This window comes from Pirellulales bacterium (genome assembly GCA_035939775.1).
Taxonomy (GTDB): Bacteria; Planctomycetota; Planctomycetia; order Pirellulales; family DATAWG01; genus DASZFO01.
This window is the reverse complement of sequence record DASZFO010000169.1, coordinates 1-17,558: the sequence shown is the minus strand read 5'-3', so window position 1 is coordinate 17,558 and position 17,558 is coordinate 1. Positions and strand designations below refer to the sequence as shown.

Genomic DNA, 17,558 nt, shown 5'->3' with positions numbered 1-17,558 from the left:
TCTCATTTCGACGTTTGCTGCTCTTCCATCTCGGCGGCGAGTTGGAGCGCTCCGCTGGTGACGACAAATTCGTGCGGTTCGAGAGATCGGATTCCCTGCTGCCGTTGCTGGTGTGAGGGCGACGCGAGCACTCCGACCGTCTCGTCCCCTTGACGCACGAGCGCCACGCGCCGACGCTGGACTCGATAGCTGCCCGATGCCGTGGGGCTTTCGGGCGTTTTCACGAACACCGAAGCGCCCGATCCATTCTCGATCACCGCGCCCACCGGCACCGCCACCAAGTTCTTCGGCGGCGGCAACGAGACGATGGCCGTGACGAATTGACCGATCAACAGCCGTTCTCCCGGGTTTTCGACCCAGCCCATCACCTGGGCCGTGTGCGTGTTGGGGTCGATGATGTGCCCGATCTGATCGAAGTGATCGAAGCGTCCTTCAAGCGTCCTGGCGTCGCGGTCGTTGCCGAGCTGCACCGTCCATTTGCGCTCTTGATCGGTCAACTCCTGGAGCAGCGGCAGGTCTTCTTCGTACACCTGGCATTGCACGCGCAGCCGGCTCAGATCGGCAATTTTGAACAGATCGAGCGTGGTATCGACGATGTCGCCCGGCCCGACATTCACCTCAACCAGCACGCCGGCGACGGGCGCCAGCACCTCGACGCGCGACCAATTGCTCTCGGCCTTCGGGTCGAGCGATTTCTTGTGCTCGTGAAGATCGTCGGCCTCTTTGCGAATCCGCTCGATTTCCTCGTCGCTCATGCGCCAGGAACGGAGCGTTCGTTCGGCGCGGGTCTCGGCAATCGTGTCGGCCTCGACGTTGTGTTGGGCGTCGCGGAGCTTCTGCTCGGATGTTGCGCCCCGCTCGGCCGCCGCTTGCAGCCGCTTGAGCGTTTCGTCATCGAGGCGGCGATGGAGAATCGCATCGACCAATTCACTCTTCTTCTCGCCGAGATCCTTGCTCCAAACGACGGCCAGCAATTGGTCCTTCTCCACGCGATCGCCAAACCGCAAGCGGGCCGGCGAGCCTTCGGCCGTGTTCGGCTCGGCCGGTCCCAGTTCCACCACCTCGCCGGCAAAGCGCGTATGCACGCGGGCCAAATGGCTTGGATCGACGAACAGGGTGCCATCGAGCTTGAGCTGTCGCGGCGTTGTATCGGGTTGAACGTCTGCCATTTTCAGGCCGAGGGTCTTCACCACGTCGGCGGGCACGTCCAACGTGTCCGTTTCTCCTTTGACCAACTCGACCTTGCTGGCCGCATCCGACGACAAGCTGCTAGCGTCGGCCTCCTTCTCCCTTAGCCCGTGCAGCATTCGCGGCACGACGACCGCCGCCACGACAATCACGACCCCCGCGATAATCAGCGGCCATTTCGCCTTGCTGGATTTGGAAGCAAGCGGATTCATGCGGTGGTCTGAAACTGGCTGCAAAGGATTGACTGAAGGATAACTTTGTCCCTAAACCCCTCGCCGTCCGGGAGAGGGCAGGAATAACAACGAAGTTGTTTTTCGGTCGAGGTTAATTCGTGGGACCGGGGCCAAGAGACGATCTGCGGAGCCAAAAAAAGACACGATACTACCGAACGTAAGCGCAAGCCGCGGAAAGACTTTCGCACGATTGCCCGATTCCGGCGCCTAGCAGATATCCACGGCGCCGCCGCTTGAATGTCTAGTACGCTCGCCGAACGCGCGTGGTTCGTTTCGCGGGCGAGCGGCGCAATGCGAGAATCGCCGGGGACTGTCCCCTTTTGTGGAGCGGGCACCATCGCCGCGATGGTCGGGAACAAAAGGGGACTGTCCCCCTCTCCGCAGGCGGCTCTCGGATCCGCTCCGAGAGTAACGACTTTGCCGGTTGTTTAGAGACTGCCGAGTCCGGCGATCGCGATAAGCGCGCGGAAAAACTACTCCCGGCAGGGCTCGAACCTGCAACCCTCGGTTCCGAAGACCGATACTCTATCCAATTGAGCTACGGGAGCCTGCAGGTTCTAAAATACGGCTTCCGCAGCTTCTCGGCAACTGGTCGCCCAAAACCGCCGGGGACTGTCCCCATTTTTGCGCGGGCACAATCGCCGCGATGGTCGGCGGAGCAAAAACTGGGGACTGTCCCCTTCTCCAAGGCGGTTCTCGGAAAGGCTCTTAAGATTTCCCCAACGCCGCGCTGGAAAATCAGGGCGTCGTAAAACTCTTGAAGAGGTTGGCAAAGTCCCAAGGACGGGGCTGGGTGGCTTCGACGGTTTGTGCGCCGTTGGTGGTGGAACCGCGGCGCCGGCGACGGCCAGCGTCGTCGTTGATCGACCAGAAGTGCAGGGAGCAGACCCATGGTGTTTTTTCGGCAAAGGCCTTGATGGTTTTGGCGTCGTCAAGCGTGAACACTTCGTCTTTGGAGCCGTTTCTGCCGAGACAGGGGCAAAGGCCAATCTGAATGGCGGGGTCAATTTTCTGGAGCTGTTCGTTGGCTCTGTTGGCGGAATCGACGCCGAGCTGGCCTTCGGATTTTCCCTTGTTGATGAATCTCTTTCCGAAATACATGACCATGAGGTCCACGGAGTGGACTTTGACTTCCTTCTTGACCGCGTCGGCGAGAAGGTCGCGTGAGGCGTCCGACAAGCCATCGGGATCAACGGGCAGCGTGTAGGAGATGATGAGGCCGGGATTCTTCTTTTGCAGGCTGGCGAGGGCCGTGTTGCGGCGCTGGCTGTCAAGTTTGCCCTTGGCCAAACCGTCGCCTTCGATGTCGAAATCAAGCCACGAGAATTGGTATTGGCCGATGACTTTCTGGTAGGCGGCCTCAAGCTGAATGGGATCATCAATGACGTTGGCAAGCTCCTTGCCGGCCTCGCCGCCGAAGGAGATGATTACATCGCCGCCGCGTTTGCGGATGGCATCGATTTGATCCTTGTAAAGATTCTGCTCGATGGGAATGCGACCGTACCAGGATGGCTCTGGGTAAACCTTCGTATCTTGGCCCCGGCCCTCCTGCCGGGCGATGATGAAGGCCAGCGTGTAGTGTTTGAGGCCGCAGGCGTCGTTACAGTCCGTGAGTTTGAAATTGTCGCCGGCGCCAAGATACATGTAAGGCGCAAAAACCCTGGCGGGCCAGTCGGCGCCAACGGCAGCGCCAATCGAGCCGGCCAGCCAAAACAAAGCGAGCAAAGCCGAAGAAATGAGTTCTTTGGGCATGGGCGCAGTCATGGCAGTTGTAGGCGGGGTTAATAGTTGGCTTCACAGATCCCTCCGTCTCCGCAAGACCTCTGGCCCGGTTCACGAGCCGTTGATCCGGTCACAAATCGCTCACCACGGATTCTTCAGTCTCTTCATCTAGATCGTCATATACGCTTTCGACGAATTCTTGATCTTCCTCGGGCATGGTGAGGCTCTGTCGGTATTGGAGGGCTTCAGCATCCGCGACAAAACTTACCTCGCCGTGGTTGTCCTTCACGATTCTGCAAATCGTTTCAATATCAGTCTTGAAGAATTCCTTTCGGGGATTGGTTCTGTTTATTCGATTTCTCCGCAGGTGCTGATGGAGCACGTGTTCCAAGGTAGGGGCATCGTCTGAGGAGATCATCATGTGCACATCAAAAGGAAATGGGACCGAGGCACTGCTGAGTTCGTGGATTCGCTCTTGAGGCTCAAGCCGCCGAGTCATTCCAACTTTGAACACGCCTTCACCGAACGACCCGATGTTCGATATCACATATACGTGACCGGATTTTGTGAGTTGCGCTTGCGAGATGGTTCGCTGTGCCTTCTCCTCCGCTTCCGCGAGCCTGGCTTTCAAGTTTTCGACAACGGCGCTGTACTGATCGTTGGCCTCGGCGAGCGCCTTGTCCAGCGCGGCTTTAATAGCCTCGCGCTCTCGGTCGATTCGTTTTAATTCCCGGTCAATTTCCTTGGCCCGAATCTGTTCTTCGCGTATTTGCGCCTTGATTCGAGTCTGCTCCTCACGTGCGAACGCGGCACGCACAGCCATTTCATATTCGGACTTCAAGTTCGCGAGCAGCTCTGCTTCCTGTCTCGCCGGCACTTCAAAGCCAATCCCGCGGCACCGTACAATAACGTCGATCAAGCGTTGTTTGCAGCCAGAAAAATTGTTCGGGTTGAGCGATGAGCTTATCCATTTCACGCTTTCCTTTAGATAGCGACTTCCAAGTTCGTTTGCCCTTTGGTTGAGAGCCTCTTGTGACTGGCGTTGCTGGTCGCGATCAAGTTGCAGTTTGCGGACGCCCACGTCGAGGTTCCGCAGGTCGCGCTTCAGAATCGCATTCTCGTCGTGCAGCTCCGTGTACGCGACCGCCCTCATATCGAACTGCGCCCTTGCCGCCTCCAGCCGCGACGACTCCGTCTCGATCTGTTGCCGTGCAGTGCCGATTGCGTGAGAGGATTGACTGATCCTTTCGGCCATCAGGTCTTGCTCGCGCTTCTGCGCGCGCAGCTTGGCACGTTGAACCGCAAGAGCGATCAAAGCGCACCCCCACCCACCCGCAATGCCGAGAATGGCAACAATGATGTAATCCATTAATCGCTTCTCCCCATGAGTCGCTAGTTTTCTCGCGCCAGGATTACGAACGTGACGCTTCCGGAGCACTTCGGGCATTTCACTTCGTCCAAGAACACTCTCTTCGGCCCTTTTGCAACGGCGCCACAAACCGGGCACTTTGCGAAAGCCGCCCGATCCATCTGCGTCGAGAACGCCAAATGGTAAGAAGTCCCGTCGGAACACCAATGCAGCAGCCGCATCTTTTCCCATGCGTCGGTTACAGCCGTCGATCGGTCATTCTCTTTCGCCGAACCTCGAATCGTCGGAGGCTGCAATGGCTGTGGGCGACGTTCGATCTCGTTCCAGATGCGATGGGCGACCCACATCAACTCGCGCGCGGATCCAAGCCTTTCCGGTAAATCTCCGGCCGAGTTCTTGACGATTCGCCGTTGGATCTTCAGCAACGTCTCCAGTTTGTCGAGGCTTTCAAAGTCGAACAGAAGGGGAGCGTATCTCAGGACCAATTCGAGGCCATCGATGTTTGAGAATGTTCCTTCTTCATACTTCCGCTCAAACTGCATCATTCCGTCGATGTGATCCCACGAGGCCAAAGCTGCCGCAATTGCTTCTCGGTACAACCCGGCCTGTTCCGCCGCGCGTGCCTTTGCGATTTCGAGATGGTATTGAACTCGATGCGCCTCCATCTCTGCCTTTGTCATGGGCATGAAACCACCCGCTTTTTGAATTGCCGATCGCCGACAATACGCCGAATTGGGATTCCCCCCAATATAGGCGCGTCGAGTCGCACGTTCCAGCAGCGTCAAGTCAAAACCAACGCGCGAAGATCGTCTACGGCTCACTGTCCGCCGACGTTTCGCGACGCGACAGCGACGGATGATCGACGGTCGCGACAGCATCCTGCAGGGATGCGTCCCCTTCGCCGGCGGTCGCCTTTCGACGGGGCTCACGGGCCGGCGGTAGGCCGACGCCGCGGCGGATGTTCCACCCGACGATTCTCGGATCGTCGCCAGCCGTTGCTTGGACGGCCGTTGATCGGATAGTATTGCACGGAACTGCACAGTCCGGCGTAGCCGGAACCAATCCGGCGTTGTTGAACCACGAAGGCACGAAGACACGAAGAACAACGACGAAATCAAATTCTTCGTGCCTTCGCGTCTTCGTGGTGAAACCATTCACTGCTATGGCACCCGCGCGGCTCGCGCGGAAACTCTACGTTTGTAGTACGGAACTGCGAGGAACTACGACGCGACATGTCTGTACAACGCTCAATGAAGAAGGAGACATTATGAGCCTATCCGAGAACCGCCTGAGAAGAGGGGGACAGTCCCCTTTTGTTCCCGACCATCTAGCATTGGTGCCCGCTCCACAAAAGGGGACAGTCCCCGGCGGTTTTCGGATAGGCGGTATGACACGGCTGAGGTTATCCTTCGCAGTTGGTTTTCTGTCGTTGCTGATGCCCGCGGCCGCGGTGAACGCTCAGGTGCCCGAAGACTTGGCCCAGCCGAAGGCGTTCCGAGCGCTTCGAATATCGAGCACCGATCCCCATTTGAAAAATGGCGACTACCGGCCGATCGCGCCGGGCGCAACATTGGAATTGGGTCAGATCGAGGGTCACGGCCGGATCACGCACATGTGGTTTACGATCAATGGCAAGTCCGCCGATCATCTTCGCGAGCTGGTGCTGCGGATTTTTTGGGACGGCGCCGACAAGCCGGCAATCGAGTGCCCTCTGGGCGACTTCTTTGGCTTGGGCTTCGGCCGCTACGTGGAATACAAGAGTGCGCCAGTCGCGATCGGAGGCGTGAAGGCTCTGAACTGCTATTGGCCGATGCCGTTTGCCAAGGGGGCCCGCCTGACGATGATCAACGAGGGAAGTGAGCCGGTGGCGAACTGCTACTTCAACATCGACTACCGGCTTGACGACCAACCGGCGGCGGATATTCGCTACTTTCACACCCAATATCGCCAGGCCTTTCCCGCGCCCAAGGGAGAGGACTACCTCATCCTCGACGCCGCTGGCCGCGGGCATTTTGTCGGCACGTTCTTGAGCGTGATGGCCAACAGTGACGGCTGGTGGGGCGAGGGAAACGACAAGTTCTACGTCGATGGCGCGAGCAAGCCCACGATCGAAGGAACCGGCAGCGAGGACTATTTCTGCGGGGCCTGGGATTTCCAACACGCATTCTCGAATCCTTATTCGGGCGTGCCGCTGTACGACAACCCGGAGAAGGGAGGCGAAAAGCGGGGCATCCTCAATACCTGTTACCGCTGGCACATCCTCGATCCCGTGCCGTTCACGAAATCGCTACGCGTAACGATCGAGCATGGCCGCAGCGGTCCGAACGACGATCGCCAGCCGTTGCGGAACCACTACGCAAGCGTCGCGTATTACTATCTTGATCGCGCGGAAGGCGAAGGGGCGCCGTTGCCGCCACACTCGCAGCGCATACCGAAGCTGCTCCCGCTTCCAGAGGCGCCGCGCGTTGGGTCGTCTAATTGATCAGCCGGTCTGGAACCCAGCCAACAACGTCGTGTAGCTTTTGCCGTTTCTCGGCAATTCGTCGTTGATCTCTGGGCCGTGCGCCGCGCCAGACCGTTGGCACGGGTCGCACCAGTGGACCGTCAAAGCTGTTTTGACACGTTGGGTGCCATGCCCACGCGGGGCACCCGCGCCAGCGGGTCGACGTGGGTATGAGCCGAACCAGGCATGGCCACTCAGGGCAGTGGCCATGGCACCCGTCAATTCTGCATTGAAGCTCCATTAGTCTCCGACGAACAGCCCGTGCCCGAGCGAGATGAGTCGAACGGGCACGGGCGTCTGCGCATTGCAGCGCTGGAGGCGGACGAGGCCGCGGTTGATTAGACGATTCGCCTGAACGACTTTCGCTTCCACCACACCAAGCCGCATGCCAATACGGCCATCATTCCCGTGCTCGGCTCCGGGACCGAGCCGTCGCTGTAGAAGTTGTAGCTGATCGTGCCGGCCACCCCATTCGGAAACCCACCGGGCATGCCCGGCCCGGGTTGGTATCCAAACAGGCCGTTGACGCCGCCTTCAACCGGCGGTCCGCCCGACGGGCTTGTCTCGGGAAGAATTACCACATTGGTTCCCGGCGCGGGGACGCCAACGTCAGCAAGATCGAGCGGTGGAGGTTCGTTGGCCTCGATATCGGAAAACACCGTCAGATTGCCATTGTTGTCGAAACGGAGCAGATCGCTGGAGATTTGCGCCGTCGCGACTTCGTTGACGATCACATCACCGGGAGTCACAATCGGATTCGGTCCCGGCGGCGTGACTGCTGCTAAAGCGGCTTCTAGATGATACACCGGCGGTGACGACTTGGTCACGAATCCGCCCCAGTTGTGAGTCCCGAAATAAGTATAAGTTCCCCCGCCGTTCTCGTCGGTGTTTACCTGAATCTGCGCCATCGCGGGATGCGCCGCCGCGATCAGCAGTATGGCGACGATCATGGAATACATGCGTTTCATGAGCTTTTCTCCTGAAATGAATGAATGAGACCTCAAAACGACGTTAGCCAGTGCTCGATTTGCACTTTCCGACACAGCCCATCCAACGCTGATTTATTAAATCCTCCTTTCATTCTCCGGTCTGCCGCCCGAAGTCTCACTAGAAGCAGATTCAAAACCGCCGGGGACGGTCCCCATTTTGCGCAGTCCGCGAAGAAAAATGGGGACTGTCCCCTTCTCCCCGGCGGTTTTGAAACTGCTCCTAGCGAAGTGTTGAACCTGCCGGCCAAAGTGGCTGGCTAAGGCGCACGGGCGCTGTCGTCGGCGAATCGAGCGCTACTGCCACATCCAAACGCTGTAATCGACGTTTCGCATTTGGAATGAGCCTGGAGTCGATCCAAGCCCTCAATAGCGCCGATTATAAATCCGCATTATCCGCCGCGTCCAGCATCCGCGAATTCTTCCAGTGCTTTTTTACTATTTCATGCCGTCGGGCGTAGCGAACGTCGTGAGCACCGCTCGGCGCATTGAAACTGTCGTCGCCCGAATACACCAGATAGAGCGTCTTGCCGTCGGCGCTCATCCACTTCGTCGGAAAGCTGGCTGTTTCTCCCGGGCTCACGTCCCAGTGCGCCGTGTAGGTGACCGTCGTCCAAGGTCCCCACGGCTCCGGCGCGTCGAAGACTCCGAAGCCCGCTTCAACCGGGCGGGCTGAACCTGCCTGGCACATCAGATATCGTTTCAAACCGATGTCGAGGCTGACCATGCAGCGGAAACATTTCCCCATGTGTTCAAAGACCGCCCCGCAATGGCGGATGTCTTTGGTCCACATCGGCTGCGATGTCGAGTCCATGCCGGCGAAGAATTCGTAGGCTGCGCGGTCCCTGATTCGATCCTTGCGAACCCGCGCCAAGACGAGCCGATCGGCGGGAGTATAGGCGCTGTCTGCATCCGTGGAATAAATGTAGACATACTCGTCGCGAGCATGTGCGTAGTTCTTTCCAGAATTGAGAAAAGTCGGAAAGCCAAAACCGGTGGTGAACTTCCAATCGCTCCAAGACCACGTTTTGCCGTGGTCTTCGGACCAGGCGAGCTGGGAATTGCCGGCGTTCCGAACCCACATGTACAGCACACCGTCGACCATGAGCAAGCCGCTGGCCTTGCGTCCGCGAGGTCCATTCCCTTTTTGCTCGCCTGTCGTCGAGCGAATATTGGCGCCTTTGGGATCGTCTGGCCCGCCCTCGATGCGAGCGAAGCCAAGGCTCAGTTTCTCCGGCACCTTCGGATCGAGGCCCGCCCCGTCGCCATATGCAGTGTAGATCAAATCGTCGTCGACCCAGGTCAATATAACAGAACGGCGCCATCCAGCCGGCAGACCGGCATTCGTTGACCCTCTCGACCGGCGGCCCTAGAATCGCGGAACGAACTCGCGTTCAATTCAATTCGCGGATTTCTGTTTAGAGCGCCTAGCAAATCCGGCTGGGAGAAGAGGACAGTCCCCGTTTTGCTCCGCCGACTGCGCAAAAGGGGGACAGTCCCCGCCGGATTTGTTAGGCGCTCCAAGGAGCGATTCTCATGGCAGCGCACAGCGGCGGGCAGGTGGACAGCGTCATGCAAGAGGCCCGGCTCTTCGCGCCGAGTCCCGAATTCTCGGCCAAGGCCCGCATCAAGTCGCTGGCCGAGTACGAAGCGCTGTGGAACGAGGCCAACGCCGATATCGAAACCTTCTGGGGCGAATTGGCGAGTGAGCTGCGCTGGTTCAAGCCCTATAGTAAAGTGCTCGAATGGAATGAGCCGTTCGCCAAGTGGTTCGTCGGCGGTCGAACGAATGCCGCCTACAACTGCCTCGACGCCCATCTCGATGGCCCCCGGCGCAACAAGGCGGCCATCATTTGGGAAGGCGAACCGGGAGACGAGCGAACGCTCACCTATCAGCAATTGCACCGCGAGGTTTGCAAGTTTGCCAATGTGCTCGTGCACCAGGGCATCCATCGCGGCGATGTCGTCTCGATCTACATGCCGATGATCCCCGAGCTGGCCATCGCGATGCTCGCCTGCGCCCGGATCGGGGCGATCCATTCCGTCATCTTCGGCGGCTTTTCGAGCGAAGCGATCGCCGATCGGAACAACGACGCTCAGGCGAAGCTGCTCATTACGGCCGATTCGGGCTGGCGCCGCGGCCAGCAGTTGCCACTCAAGGCGAACGTAGACGAAGCTCTGAAGAAATCGCCGACCGTGCGGAAGTGCATTGTCGTCCGCCGCGGCGGAATGCAGGTCCACATGGAGCAGGGGCGCGATTTCTGGTGGCACGACCTGATGGCCGACGCCAGCGCCGATTGCCCGGCCATGCCGCTCGATAGCGAAGCGCCGCTGTTCATCCTCTATACCAGCGGTTCGACCGGCAAGCCAAAAGGAATCAAGCACACCACGGCGGGTTACAATCTTTTCGTGAAGAAGACATTCGAATGGGTCTTCGACCATCGCGACGAGGATTTGTTCTGGTGTACTGCCGACTGCGGCTGGGTCACGGGGCATAGCTACGTCGTTTATGGCCCGCTTTCGGCCGGGGCGACGGTGCTGATGTTCGAGGGCGCGCCGAACTGGCCGAGCGAGGGGCGGTTCTGGGAGCTGATCGAGAAATACCGCGTGAGCATTTTTTACACTGCCCCGACGGCCATCCGCTCCTTCATCAAATGGGGCGACGCCTGGGTCGATCAGCACGATCTGTCGAGCTTGCGGCTCCTCGGCACGGTGGGCGAAGGGATCAATCCCGAGGCCTGGATGTGGTATCACCGCAAGATCGGCGGCGAGCGCTGCCCGATCGTCGATACCTGGTGGCAGACCGAGACCGGCGGAATCATGATGAGCCCGTTGCCCGGCGCGATCCCGACCAAACCGGGAAGCTGCACCAAGCCGCTGCCGGGGATCGTGCCGGCGATCGTCGATTCATCCGGCAAACCAGTTCCGGCCGGGCAAGGGGGCTGGCTTGTTATGACCAAGCCCTGGCCCGGCATGCTGCGCGGCATCTGGGGAGACGACGAGCGCTACAAGGAGCAGTATTGGAGCAAGGTGCCGCATCGCTATCTGGCCGGCGACAACTGCCGGCAAGATGCCGACGGCTACTATTGGATCATGGGCCGGATCGACGACGTGCTCAACGTGGCCGGCCATCGCCTGAGCACGATCGAGATCGAGAGCGCGCTGGTGAGCCATCCGGCGGTCGCGGAAGCGGCGGCAGTCGGCCGGCCGCACGAGCTGAAAGGAGAAGCCGTCGCCGCCTTCGTCACGCTCAAATCCGGCGAGCCGACTGACGCTCTGCGCGAAGAACTCAAGCGCCACGTCCGCAAGGAAATTGGTGCGCTCGCCCAGCCCGACGACATCCGCTTCACCAACGCCCTGCCCAAAACCCGCAGCGGGAAAATCATGCGCCGCCTGCTGCGCGACATCGCCAGCGGCAAGGAAACCATCGGCGACACCAGCACGCTAGAGGATTACAGCGTGCTGGCGAAGTTGCGGAGTGAAGAAGAATGAGTTCGCTCGATCTAATGTTGATTGCACTCCGAAAGGGTGCTACAATGTTAGTATGTCGTGATAACAACTCGGAGGCTTCGGATGATCAAGACCTTGACGAAGCATGGCAATAGTTACGCGCTCGTCATCGACAAGCCGATCTTGGAGATTCTGCGGGTGTCGCCGGAGACACCGTTTGAGGTCATTACGGACGGTCAGTGCCTCGTTCTCTCGCCGGTCCGCGAGAAGGGCGAGGAGAAGAAATTTCAGAACGCGCTAGAGATGGTTCACAAGCGCTTCGGTCGCGCGATGAAACGTCTTGCGGAGTAGGCCGCCATGTCGATACGGGCCGCTGCCGTAGTCGGTAAAACTATGGCGCGCCGGTAACGGCCGCAGGATTGGTTCCCGTGAGCGACCGTCGCTACAATGGGGATAGGTAAAGATTCGACCAAAGTGCAGGAGCACCCGACCATGCCGAAGCTGGATTACCGCAACATCGAAAAAGACCCGGCGCGGTGTGGTGGGCAACCTGTTGTCGCAGGTACGCGGATTCGGGTCGCGACCGTTTTAACCTGCTACCGCTATGGGATGAACGTTGAAGAAATCGTTCAGCAATACCCGCCGCTCAAGCCGGCCGATGTGCATGACGCGCTGGCCTACGCTCACGAGCATCTTGACGAAATCGAAGCCAACCTGACCGATGATGATGAAGCGACCGTGAAAGCGCGATTGGCCGGGGGCGCTCCTGCTCCATGAGCGCAGTTCGGCCTTCACTTCAACTTCTCCTCCTTCGCCTCATCCTCCGTCAGCTTCCGCCATTCGATTTGGCGCGCGGCGGCGGTGGTTTTCCAGGACGCGATCCCGAGCGGCTTCGAGTCTTCGACTTCGGAGCGGATTGAGATTTTGTGATCGACGAGTCCCTGATCGACCATCTGGTCGCCGTCGATCCAGGCCGAGATGCGATGCTTCGTGACGCGCACGCGGATCGTGTACCATTTGTTGTCATCAAAGGCCTTAACTTTTGTCGTACCGTTTTCGGAGGCGTCCTCACCGTCGATCGAAGATAACCCGACGACCGCGCCGCCCCAGCCGCCGCAAATGAAGCTGCACGGATCATCGCCGACGGGGAACGTCAGCCCGCAAAAGAAGTCGCTCCCATCGACGCGCATGGCCTGCAAGCGAATCTCGTAATTGGTCTTGGGAAACTTTCCGCTCCAAGTGATGCCGCTGCAGCCGTCGCCGAAGCCGAGGACGATCCGGCCATCTTTCACCTCGACCGTGCCCTGAGTGGCGAACTTGCTCGGCTTCCAATCCCCGAGCGATTTGCCGTCGAACATCGAATGCCACTCTTCCTTGTTCGCGTCGGCTTTCTTCGCTTCGGCATGCGCGGCCGGCTTTTCTTGAGCGGCATCGCTTGCCGGCTTGTCGGCAAAAAGAAAGGTCAAGTTGTTTGCTGCAATGGCGAACAGTGAAAACACCAACCAAAAAATCACCTTGGTATGGGTACGCATTGGATTGACCTTGCGTGTCGTTGGTTTGGATTTAGTCGGAAACGCCCGACCGATCAGAATTCAGTACCAATTATGCGGGCGCTGCTGCCGGCTTGTCCAGCAGATCGTTTAACCCGGAGCCATCGGCGACGGCGCCATGACCCGGGTCGCCGTCGCAGTTGGCTCCGGGTTAAACGATTCGGAGCGCGCCGGCGCCTTAATCGCAGGTTCCCAGCACATGGAAATGTTGACAATTGCCGCGCAAGAAGGGAAACTAAGGGACGCTGCGACCAAACATTCACTCCCGCCAATGCCCCTCATGCCGACCCGACTGGGTCTGGGGCGATCGACAATCCATGCAGCTTCACTCGCCGATCTTGCGCGGCTGTTTTCGCTCGCTCTTGGGGCGCTTGGCGCCTCTGCTACTCGTTGCCCCTTTGGCCGCCGCGGCTGCCGAACCGACCGGCGAGGCGATCTTCAAAACGAAGTGCGCCGTTTGCCATGGCGCACAGGGCGAGGGAACGAAAAAGCACCGCGAGCAGCTCGCGGGGGACAAGAGTTTGGCACAGCTCGTCGATTTGATCGGCGAGACCATGCCCGACGACGATCCCGGCTCGCTGCCCAAGAAGGAAGCCGAGGAAGTTGCCGGCTTCGTTTACAATGCCATGTATTCGCCGGCGGCGCGCGATCGAAATCGGCCCGCGCGGATCGATCTCGCGCGGCTCACCGTCCGCCAATATCGACAGGCCGTCGCCGACCTGGTCGGCAGCTTCCGCTGGATGCCCAACTGGGGAAACGAGCGCGGGCTGAAGGCCGAATACTTTCAAGGCCGCCACATCAATGACAAGTCGCGGGTGCTGGAGCGAATTGATCCGCAGGTGAATTTCGACTTCGGCGCCGATTCACCCGTGGCCGAGAAGGTCGACGCGCATGAATTCTCGATCCGCTGGAACGGCTCGCTGCTGGCCGAGGAGACGGGCGAGTACGACTTCGTCGTTCACACCGATCATGCGGCGAAGCTGTGGGTCAACGACGATCGCCATCCGCTGATCGACGCTTGGGTGAAGTCGGGCAACGACACGGAATACAAGGGGTCGCTGTTCCTCGTCGGCGGCCGGGCATATCCCGTGCGGCTCGAATTCTCGAAATCGAAGCAAGGGGTTGACGATTCGAAGAAGCACAAGGATAAGCCGGCGGCCCCACCCGCCCCCGCCTCAATCGCGCTCAAGTGGAAGCGGCCGCTAGGGGCCGAGGAGCCGATCCCGTCGCGGCAGCTTTCGACGGCCTCTGCGCCAGAACTCTTCGTCTGCGCGACCCGCTTCCCGCCCGACGATCGCAGCTACGGCTGGGAACGCGGCACCACCGTGTCGAAGGAATGGGACGAAGCGACTACCGAGGCGGCCATCGAAACGACCGACTACGTCGCGGCGCACGCGAACGAGCTGGCCGGTACCAGCGATGATGCCAAGGACCGGGCGGACAAGCTGAGGGCGTTTTGCCGGGCGCTGGCGGAGCGAGCCTTCCGCCGCCCGCTCGCGGAGGATGAGCTGAAAGCCGTAGTCGATAAGCAGTTTGATGCCGCCAAGGACGCCGACTTGGCCGTCAAGCGCGTCGTGCTGCGGTCGCTGAAATCGCCGCGCTTCCTTTACCGCGAAATTGAAGGCCGCGCCGATGGCTACGATGCCGCCGCGCGGTTGTCCTTCGGCCTCTGGGACTCGATCCCCGATCAAGAATTGCTCAACGAGGCCAAGGCCGGCCGGCTGTCAAAGAAAGAAGAAGTCGCCCGGCAGGCCGAGCGAATGCTGGGCGATCTGCGGGCGAAGTCCAAGCTGCACGATTTCCTGCTCACTTGGGTCAAGGCCGACCAAGCCCGCGACGTAGCCAAGGATTCGAAGAAATTCCCCGGCTTCGATGCGGCCATGATCGCCGATCTGCGAACGTCGCTCGAGTTGTTTCTCGACGACGTGGTTTGGTCGGAGAAATCCGATTTTCGCGAGCTGCTTTCCGCCGACTATCTTTTCTTGAATGGCCGGCTGGCAAAGTTCTACGGCGCCGATCTGCCGGCCGAAGCTGGGTTCACCAAAGTCAAGCTCGACGCGGATCAGCGGGCCGGCGTGCTCACGCATCCGTTCCTGATGACCAGCTTCGCGCATAACAGCGAAACGTCGCCAATCCTCCGCGGGGTGTTTCTGGCCCGCGGCGTGCTCGCCCTATCGCTGCGTCCGCCGCCGGAGGCGTTCGCCCCGCTTTCGCCCGAATTGCAGCCGACGCTGACCACGCGCGAACGGGTGTCATTGCAAACGCAAGCCTCGACCTGCATGGCTTGCCACGGCATCATCAATCCGCTCGGCTTCACCCTGGAGCATTTCGACGCGGTCGGCCGCTATCGCGAGCAGGATAACGGCAAGCCGGTTGATTCGACCGGCGTCTATCACTCGCGTTCGGGCAAGGCGGTGACAGTGAACAATGCTCGCGAGCTAGGGGCCTTCCTAGTCGATAGCGACGAGGCCCAATCGGCTTTCGTCGAGCAGATGTTTCACAACCTCGTGCAACAACCGATTCGAGCCTATGGCCCCACCGCGCTCGACGACCTGCGCCGCTCGTTCGCAAAAAACGACTACAATATCCGCAAGCTCGCTGTCGCGACGATGGCCGCTTCGGCGATCACTCCGCACGACGCAAAACTGGCTGGTGGGAAAGTTACGACTGGCGAAGCACGAATGACAAAAGAATGAGGTCCACCATGTCACGAACACGCCGCGAGTTTCTTCGCACGCTCGGTCTCGGTTCGGCTTCGCTGCCGTTCATCCTCAATCTGCCGAGCCTTGCCTTCGCCAATCAGGCTGGGCGGAAGCAGCGGATGGTGATCATGTTCAGCCCGAACGGCGTCATCCCCGATGCCTTCTGGCCCGACGAAGAGGGGGCGAAGTTCACGCTCAAGGAGAGCCTCAAGCCGCTCGAGCCGTTTCAGGATCGGATGCTCGTGCTCAAAGGCGTGTGTGATCGGGTCCGCGGCGACGGCGACAACCACATGCGCGGCATCGGCTGCCTGCTGACCGGAGCGGAACTTTATCCCGGCAATATCCAAGGGGGTTCCGACACGCCCGCGGGCTGGGCCAGCGGCGTCTCGATCGACCAAGAGATCAAGCTGCACCTGCAACAGAACGACGCCACGCGCACTCGGTTCGGCACCCTCGAATTCGGCGTCATGGTCCCCGACCACGCCGACACCTGGACCCGCATGGTCTACGCCGGGCCGAACAAGCCGGTCACGCCGATCGACGATCCCTATCAGATGTTCGCCAAGCTCTACGGCAAAGTGAAAGACCGTGAGATGCTGGTGAGCGTGCTCGACGACGTGAAGGACGATTTGAAAAAGGTCAGCGGCGCGGTCAGCCCCGACGACCGCCGGCTCCTCGACGAACATGCCACGTTTGTCCGCGAGATGGAGCAAGAGCTGCGGGCGACGTCCGACGTGGGTCATGCCGTGCCCGAGGTCGATCCGGGCGTGAAGCGCGAGAACGACCAGATTCCGCACATCAGCAAGATGCAGATCGATCTCTTGGTGAACAGCTTCACGAACGATTTCGCCCGCGTTGCCACGCTGCAATTCACCAACTCCGTGGGCGGGGCAAAGATGCGCTGGATCGGAGTGGACGAGGGGCACCACGAATTGTCGCACGAGCCGGATTCGAACGAAAAGGCCGTCGATAAGCTCACCAGAATCAACAAATGGTGGTGCGAGCAGCTTGCCTATTTGGCCAAGCGGCTGGCCGAAACTCCGGAGCCGGGGGGCCAAGGCAGCCTGCTCGACAACACGCTGCTGCTCTGGACCAACGAACTCGGCAAAGGCAATTCTCACACGCTCGACAACATCCCCTTTGTGCTGGTCGGCAACGGCCTGGACTTCAAGATGGGCCGCTCGCTGAAATTCTCCAAGGTGCCGCACAATCGGCTGCTGATGGCGCTGGCACACGGATTCGACCATCGGATCAAGAAATTCGGCAACACCGATTTCTGCGGCGAGGGGCCGCTGGGGTTAACCTGAGCACCGTGCGCCGATGTTTGCGTAAGGGTTCCGTGGGTGATAGATTGCACAGACGAGACCTGCGATGAACGGTGATCCGACACGTTCAGAACTGCTGAAGGCCATCGCCGATTTAGGAGATCTTCACTCCGATTGCCGACTGGGCCAACTGCTTTGGAATCTGGCCATGTTCGCCGGGCGGATCGACGCCGGCGGCGTTTGGGACTTGGAAGACAGCGAGGCCCTCGCCGCCGCTCAGCGGATGGTGCGGAGTCAACGCGAGCAACTTGCGCCGAACGCTTAAGAACCGTTCACGTGTGAGCGTCGTCATGGCAGGTAACCCCCGAGTAGTGCGCCAGATTAAGAACCGTAGCGCTAGGCATCGGCCTGAAAGGCCGGCGGAGCCAAGCCCAGGGTGCAGTCCACCAGCGGCGGACGGAACCCTTGTATGTTTCTTCGGCGCGAGTGATCGACGTACCCGTGGGTACGACGGAGAATGAAATTGTCACCGCCGTGGGACGGCCTGCGCAGCGGAGGCGAGCGCCAGCGAGCCGGAGCGGAGCGGGCCG

Annotated in this window: 14 protein-coding genes and 1 tRNA gene; 7 read left to right on the top strand and 8 right to left on the bottom strand. The window is 59.9% G+C overall.

Features of this window, described 5'->3' with window-relative positions:
* Positions 1–2 precede the first annotated feature (2 nt).
* The 5 genes from VGY55_11365 to VGY55_11345 form a co-directional block, all read right to left on the bottom strand.
* Entirely contained in the window at positions 3–1,400 is a 1,398-nt protein-coding gene (locus tag VGY55_11365; protein ID HEV2970558.1) for an efflux RND transporter periplasmic adaptor subunit, read from the bottom strand.
* A 495-nt stretch (positions 1,401–1,895) separates the two neighbouring features.
* Positions 1,896–1,969: transfer RNA gene (locus tag VGY55_11360), tRNA-Arg, on the bottom strand.
* Between the two features lie 190 nt (positions 1,970–2,159).
* Positions 2,160–3,173: a hypothetical protein gene (locus VGY55_11355; protein ID HEV2970557.1), complete on the bottom strand. Its 1,014-nt coding sequence runs from the start codon at positions 3,171–3,173 to the stop codon at positions 2,160–2,162.
* Between the two features lie 100 nt (positions 3,174–3,273).
* Positions 3,274–4,512 carry a GIY-YIG nuclease family protein gene (locus tag VGY55_11350; GenBank protein HEV2970556.1) on the bottom strand — a complete coding sequence of 413 codons (1,239 nt, stop codon included), beginning with the start codon at positions 4,510–4,512 and terminating at the stop codon, positions 3,274–3,276.
* Positions 4,513–4,535: 23 nt separating this feature from the next.
* Positions 4,536–5,198 carry a hypothetical protein gene (locus tag VGY55_11345; GenBank protein HEV2970555.1) on the bottom strand — a complete coding sequence of 221 codons (663 nt, stop codon included), beginning with the start codon at positions 5,196–5,198 and terminating at the stop codon, positions 4,536–4,538.
* Between the two features lie 581 nt (positions 5,199–5,779).
* Here VGY55_11345 and VGY55_11340 point away from each other — a divergent pair.
* Positions 5,780–6,994, top strand: coding sequence for a glycoside hydrolase family 172 protein (locus tag VGY55_11340; GenBank protein ID HEV2970554.1), 1,215 nt, complete (start codon positions 5,780–5,782; stop codon positions 6,992–6,994).
* A 359-nt stretch (positions 6,995–7,353) separates the two neighbouring features.
* Here the strand turns inward: VGY55_11340 and VGY55_11335 are convergent, their stop codons facing one another.
* Both VGY55_11335 and VGY55_11330 read right to left on the bottom strand, forming a co-directional pair.
* On the bottom strand, positions 7,354–7,983 hold the full coding sequence (locus VGY55_11335) for a hypothetical protein (GenBank protein ID HEV2970553.1): 630 nt from the start codon (positions 7,981–7,983) through the stop codon (positions 7,354–7,356).
* Between the two features lie 397 nt (positions 7,984–8,380).
* The gene (locus VGY55_11330; GenBank protein ID HEV2970552.1) at positions 8,381–9,286 is read right to left on the bottom strand and encodes a DUF4185 domain-containing protein; all 906 of its coding nucleotides are present in this window, start codon (positions 9,284–9,286) and stop codon (positions 8,381–8,383) included.
* A gap of 251 nt (positions 9,287–9,537) precedes the next feature.
* On the opposite strand from VGY55_11330, the gene acs reads away from it, so the two are divergent.
* The 3 genes from acs (at position 9,538) to VGY55_11315 (ending at position 12,228) form a co-directional block, all read left to right on the top strand.
* Complete coding sequence (acs, locus tag VGY55_11325; protein HEV2970551.1) at positions 9,538–11,493, top strand: acetate--CoA ligase; 1,956 nt, start codon at positions 9,538–9,540, stop codon at positions 11,491–11,493.
* Positions 11,494–11,574: 81 nt separating this feature from the next.
* Positions 11,575–11,802 carry an AbrB/MazE/SpoVT family DNA-binding domain-containing protein gene (locus VGY55_11320; GenBank protein ID HEV2970550.1) on the top strand — a complete coding sequence of 76 codons (228 nt, stop codon included), beginning with the start codon at positions 11,575–11,577 and terminating at the stop codon, positions 11,800–11,802.
* A gap of 141 nt (positions 11,803–11,943) precedes the next feature.
* On the top strand, positions 11,944–12,228 hold the full coding sequence (locus VGY55_11315; protein ID HEV2970549.1) for a DUF433 domain-containing protein: 285 nt from the start codon (positions 11,944–11,946) through the stop codon (positions 12,226–12,228).
* Between the two features lie 14 nt (positions 12,229–12,242).
* Here the strand turns inward: VGY55_11315 and VGY55_11310 are convergent, their stop codons facing one another.
* Positions 12,243–12,983: a DUF1080 domain-containing protein gene (locus tag VGY55_11310; GenBank protein ID HEV2970548.1), complete on the bottom strand. Its 741-nt coding sequence runs from the start codon at positions 12,981–12,983 to the stop codon at positions 12,243–12,245.
* Positions 12,984–13,318: 335 nt separating this feature from the next.
* Between VGY55_11310 and VGY55_11305 the strand changes: the two genes are divergently transcribed.
* The 3 genes from VGY55_11305 to VGY55_11295 all read left to right on the top strand — a co-directional run bounded on the left by VGY55_11305 (position 13,319) and on the right by VGY55_11295 (position 17,293).
* The gene (locus VGY55_11305) at positions 13,319–15,697 is read left to right on the top strand and encodes a DUF1592 domain-containing protein (GenBank protein ID HEV2970547.1); all 2,379 of its coding nucleotides are present in this window, start codon (positions 13,319–13,321) and stop codon (positions 15,695–15,697) included.
* Between the two features lie 8 nt (positions 15,698–15,705).
* Positions 15,706–17,010 (top strand): DUF1552 domain-containing protein, encoded by a 1,305-nt coding sequence (locus tag VGY55_11300; GenBank protein ID HEV2970546.1) that lies wholly within the window; start codon positions 15,706–15,708, stop codon positions 17,008–17,010.
* 64 nt (positions 17,011–17,074) lie between these two features.
* A complete protein-coding gene (locus VGY55_11295) occupies positions 17,075–17,293 on the top strand; it encodes a hypothetical protein (GenBank protein HEV2970545.1) in 219 nt (72 codons plus the stop codon).
* Positions 17,294–17,558: the final 265 nt, after the last annotated feature.

What these genes read in the sequence shown, in the direction of transcription:
- VGY55_11345 (HEV2970555.1), bottom strand. Translation starts at nt 5,198, where the DNA reads ATGCCCATGACAAAGGCAGAGATGGAGGCGCATCGAGTTCAATACCAT.
- VGY55_11295 (HEV2970545.1), top strand. Translation starts at nt 17,075, where the DNA reads ATGAACGGTGATCCGACACGTTCAGAACTGCTGAAGGCCATCGCCGAT.
- acs (HEV2970551.1), top strand. Translation starts at nt 9,538, where the DNA reads ATGGCAGCGCACAGCGGCGGGCAGGTGGACAGCGTCATGCAAGAGGCC.
- VGY55_11310 (HEV2970548.1), bottom strand. Translation starts at nt 12,983, where the DNA reads ATGCGTACCCATACCAAGGTGATTTTTTGGTTGGTGTTTTCACTGTTC.
- VGY55_11355 (HEV2970557.1), bottom strand. Translation starts at nt 3,173, where the DNA reads ATGCCCAAAGAACTCATTTCTTCGGCTTTGCTCGCTTTGTTTTGGCTG.
- VGY55_11340 (HEV2970554.1), top strand. Translation starts at nt 5,780, where the DNA reads ATGAGCCTATCCGAGAACCGCCTGAGAAGAGGGGGACAGTCCCCTTTT.
- VGY55_11315 (HEV2970549.1), top strand. Translation starts at nt 11,944, where the DNA reads ATGCCGAAGCTGGATTACCGCAACATCGAAAAAGACCCGGCGCGGTGT.
- VGY55_11335 (HEV2970553.1), bottom strand. Translation starts at nt 7,983, where the DNA reads ATGAAACGCATGTATTCCATGATCGTCGCCATACTGCTGATCGCGGCG.
- VGY55_11365 (HEV2970558.1), bottom strand. Translation starts at nt 1,400, where the DNA reads ATGAATCCGCTTGCTTCCAAATCCAGCAAGGCGAAATGGCCGCTGATT.
- VGY55_11300 (HEV2970546.1), top strand. Translation starts at nt 15,706, where the DNA reads ATGTCACGAACACGCCGCGAGTTTCTTCGCACGCTCGGTCTCGGTTCG.
- VGY55_11305 (HEV2970547.1), top strand. Translation starts at nt 13,319, where the DNA reads ATGCAGCTTCACTCGCCGATCTTGCGCGGCTGTTTTCGCTCGCTCTTG.
- VGY55_11320 (HEV2970550.1), top strand. Translation starts at nt 11,575, where the DNA reads ATGATCAAGACCTTGACGAAGCATGGCAATAGTTACGCGCTCGTCATC.
- VGY55_11350 (HEV2970556.1), bottom strand. Translation starts at nt 4,512, where the DNA reads ATGGATTACATCATTGTTGCCATTCTCGGCATTGCGGGTGGGTGGGGG.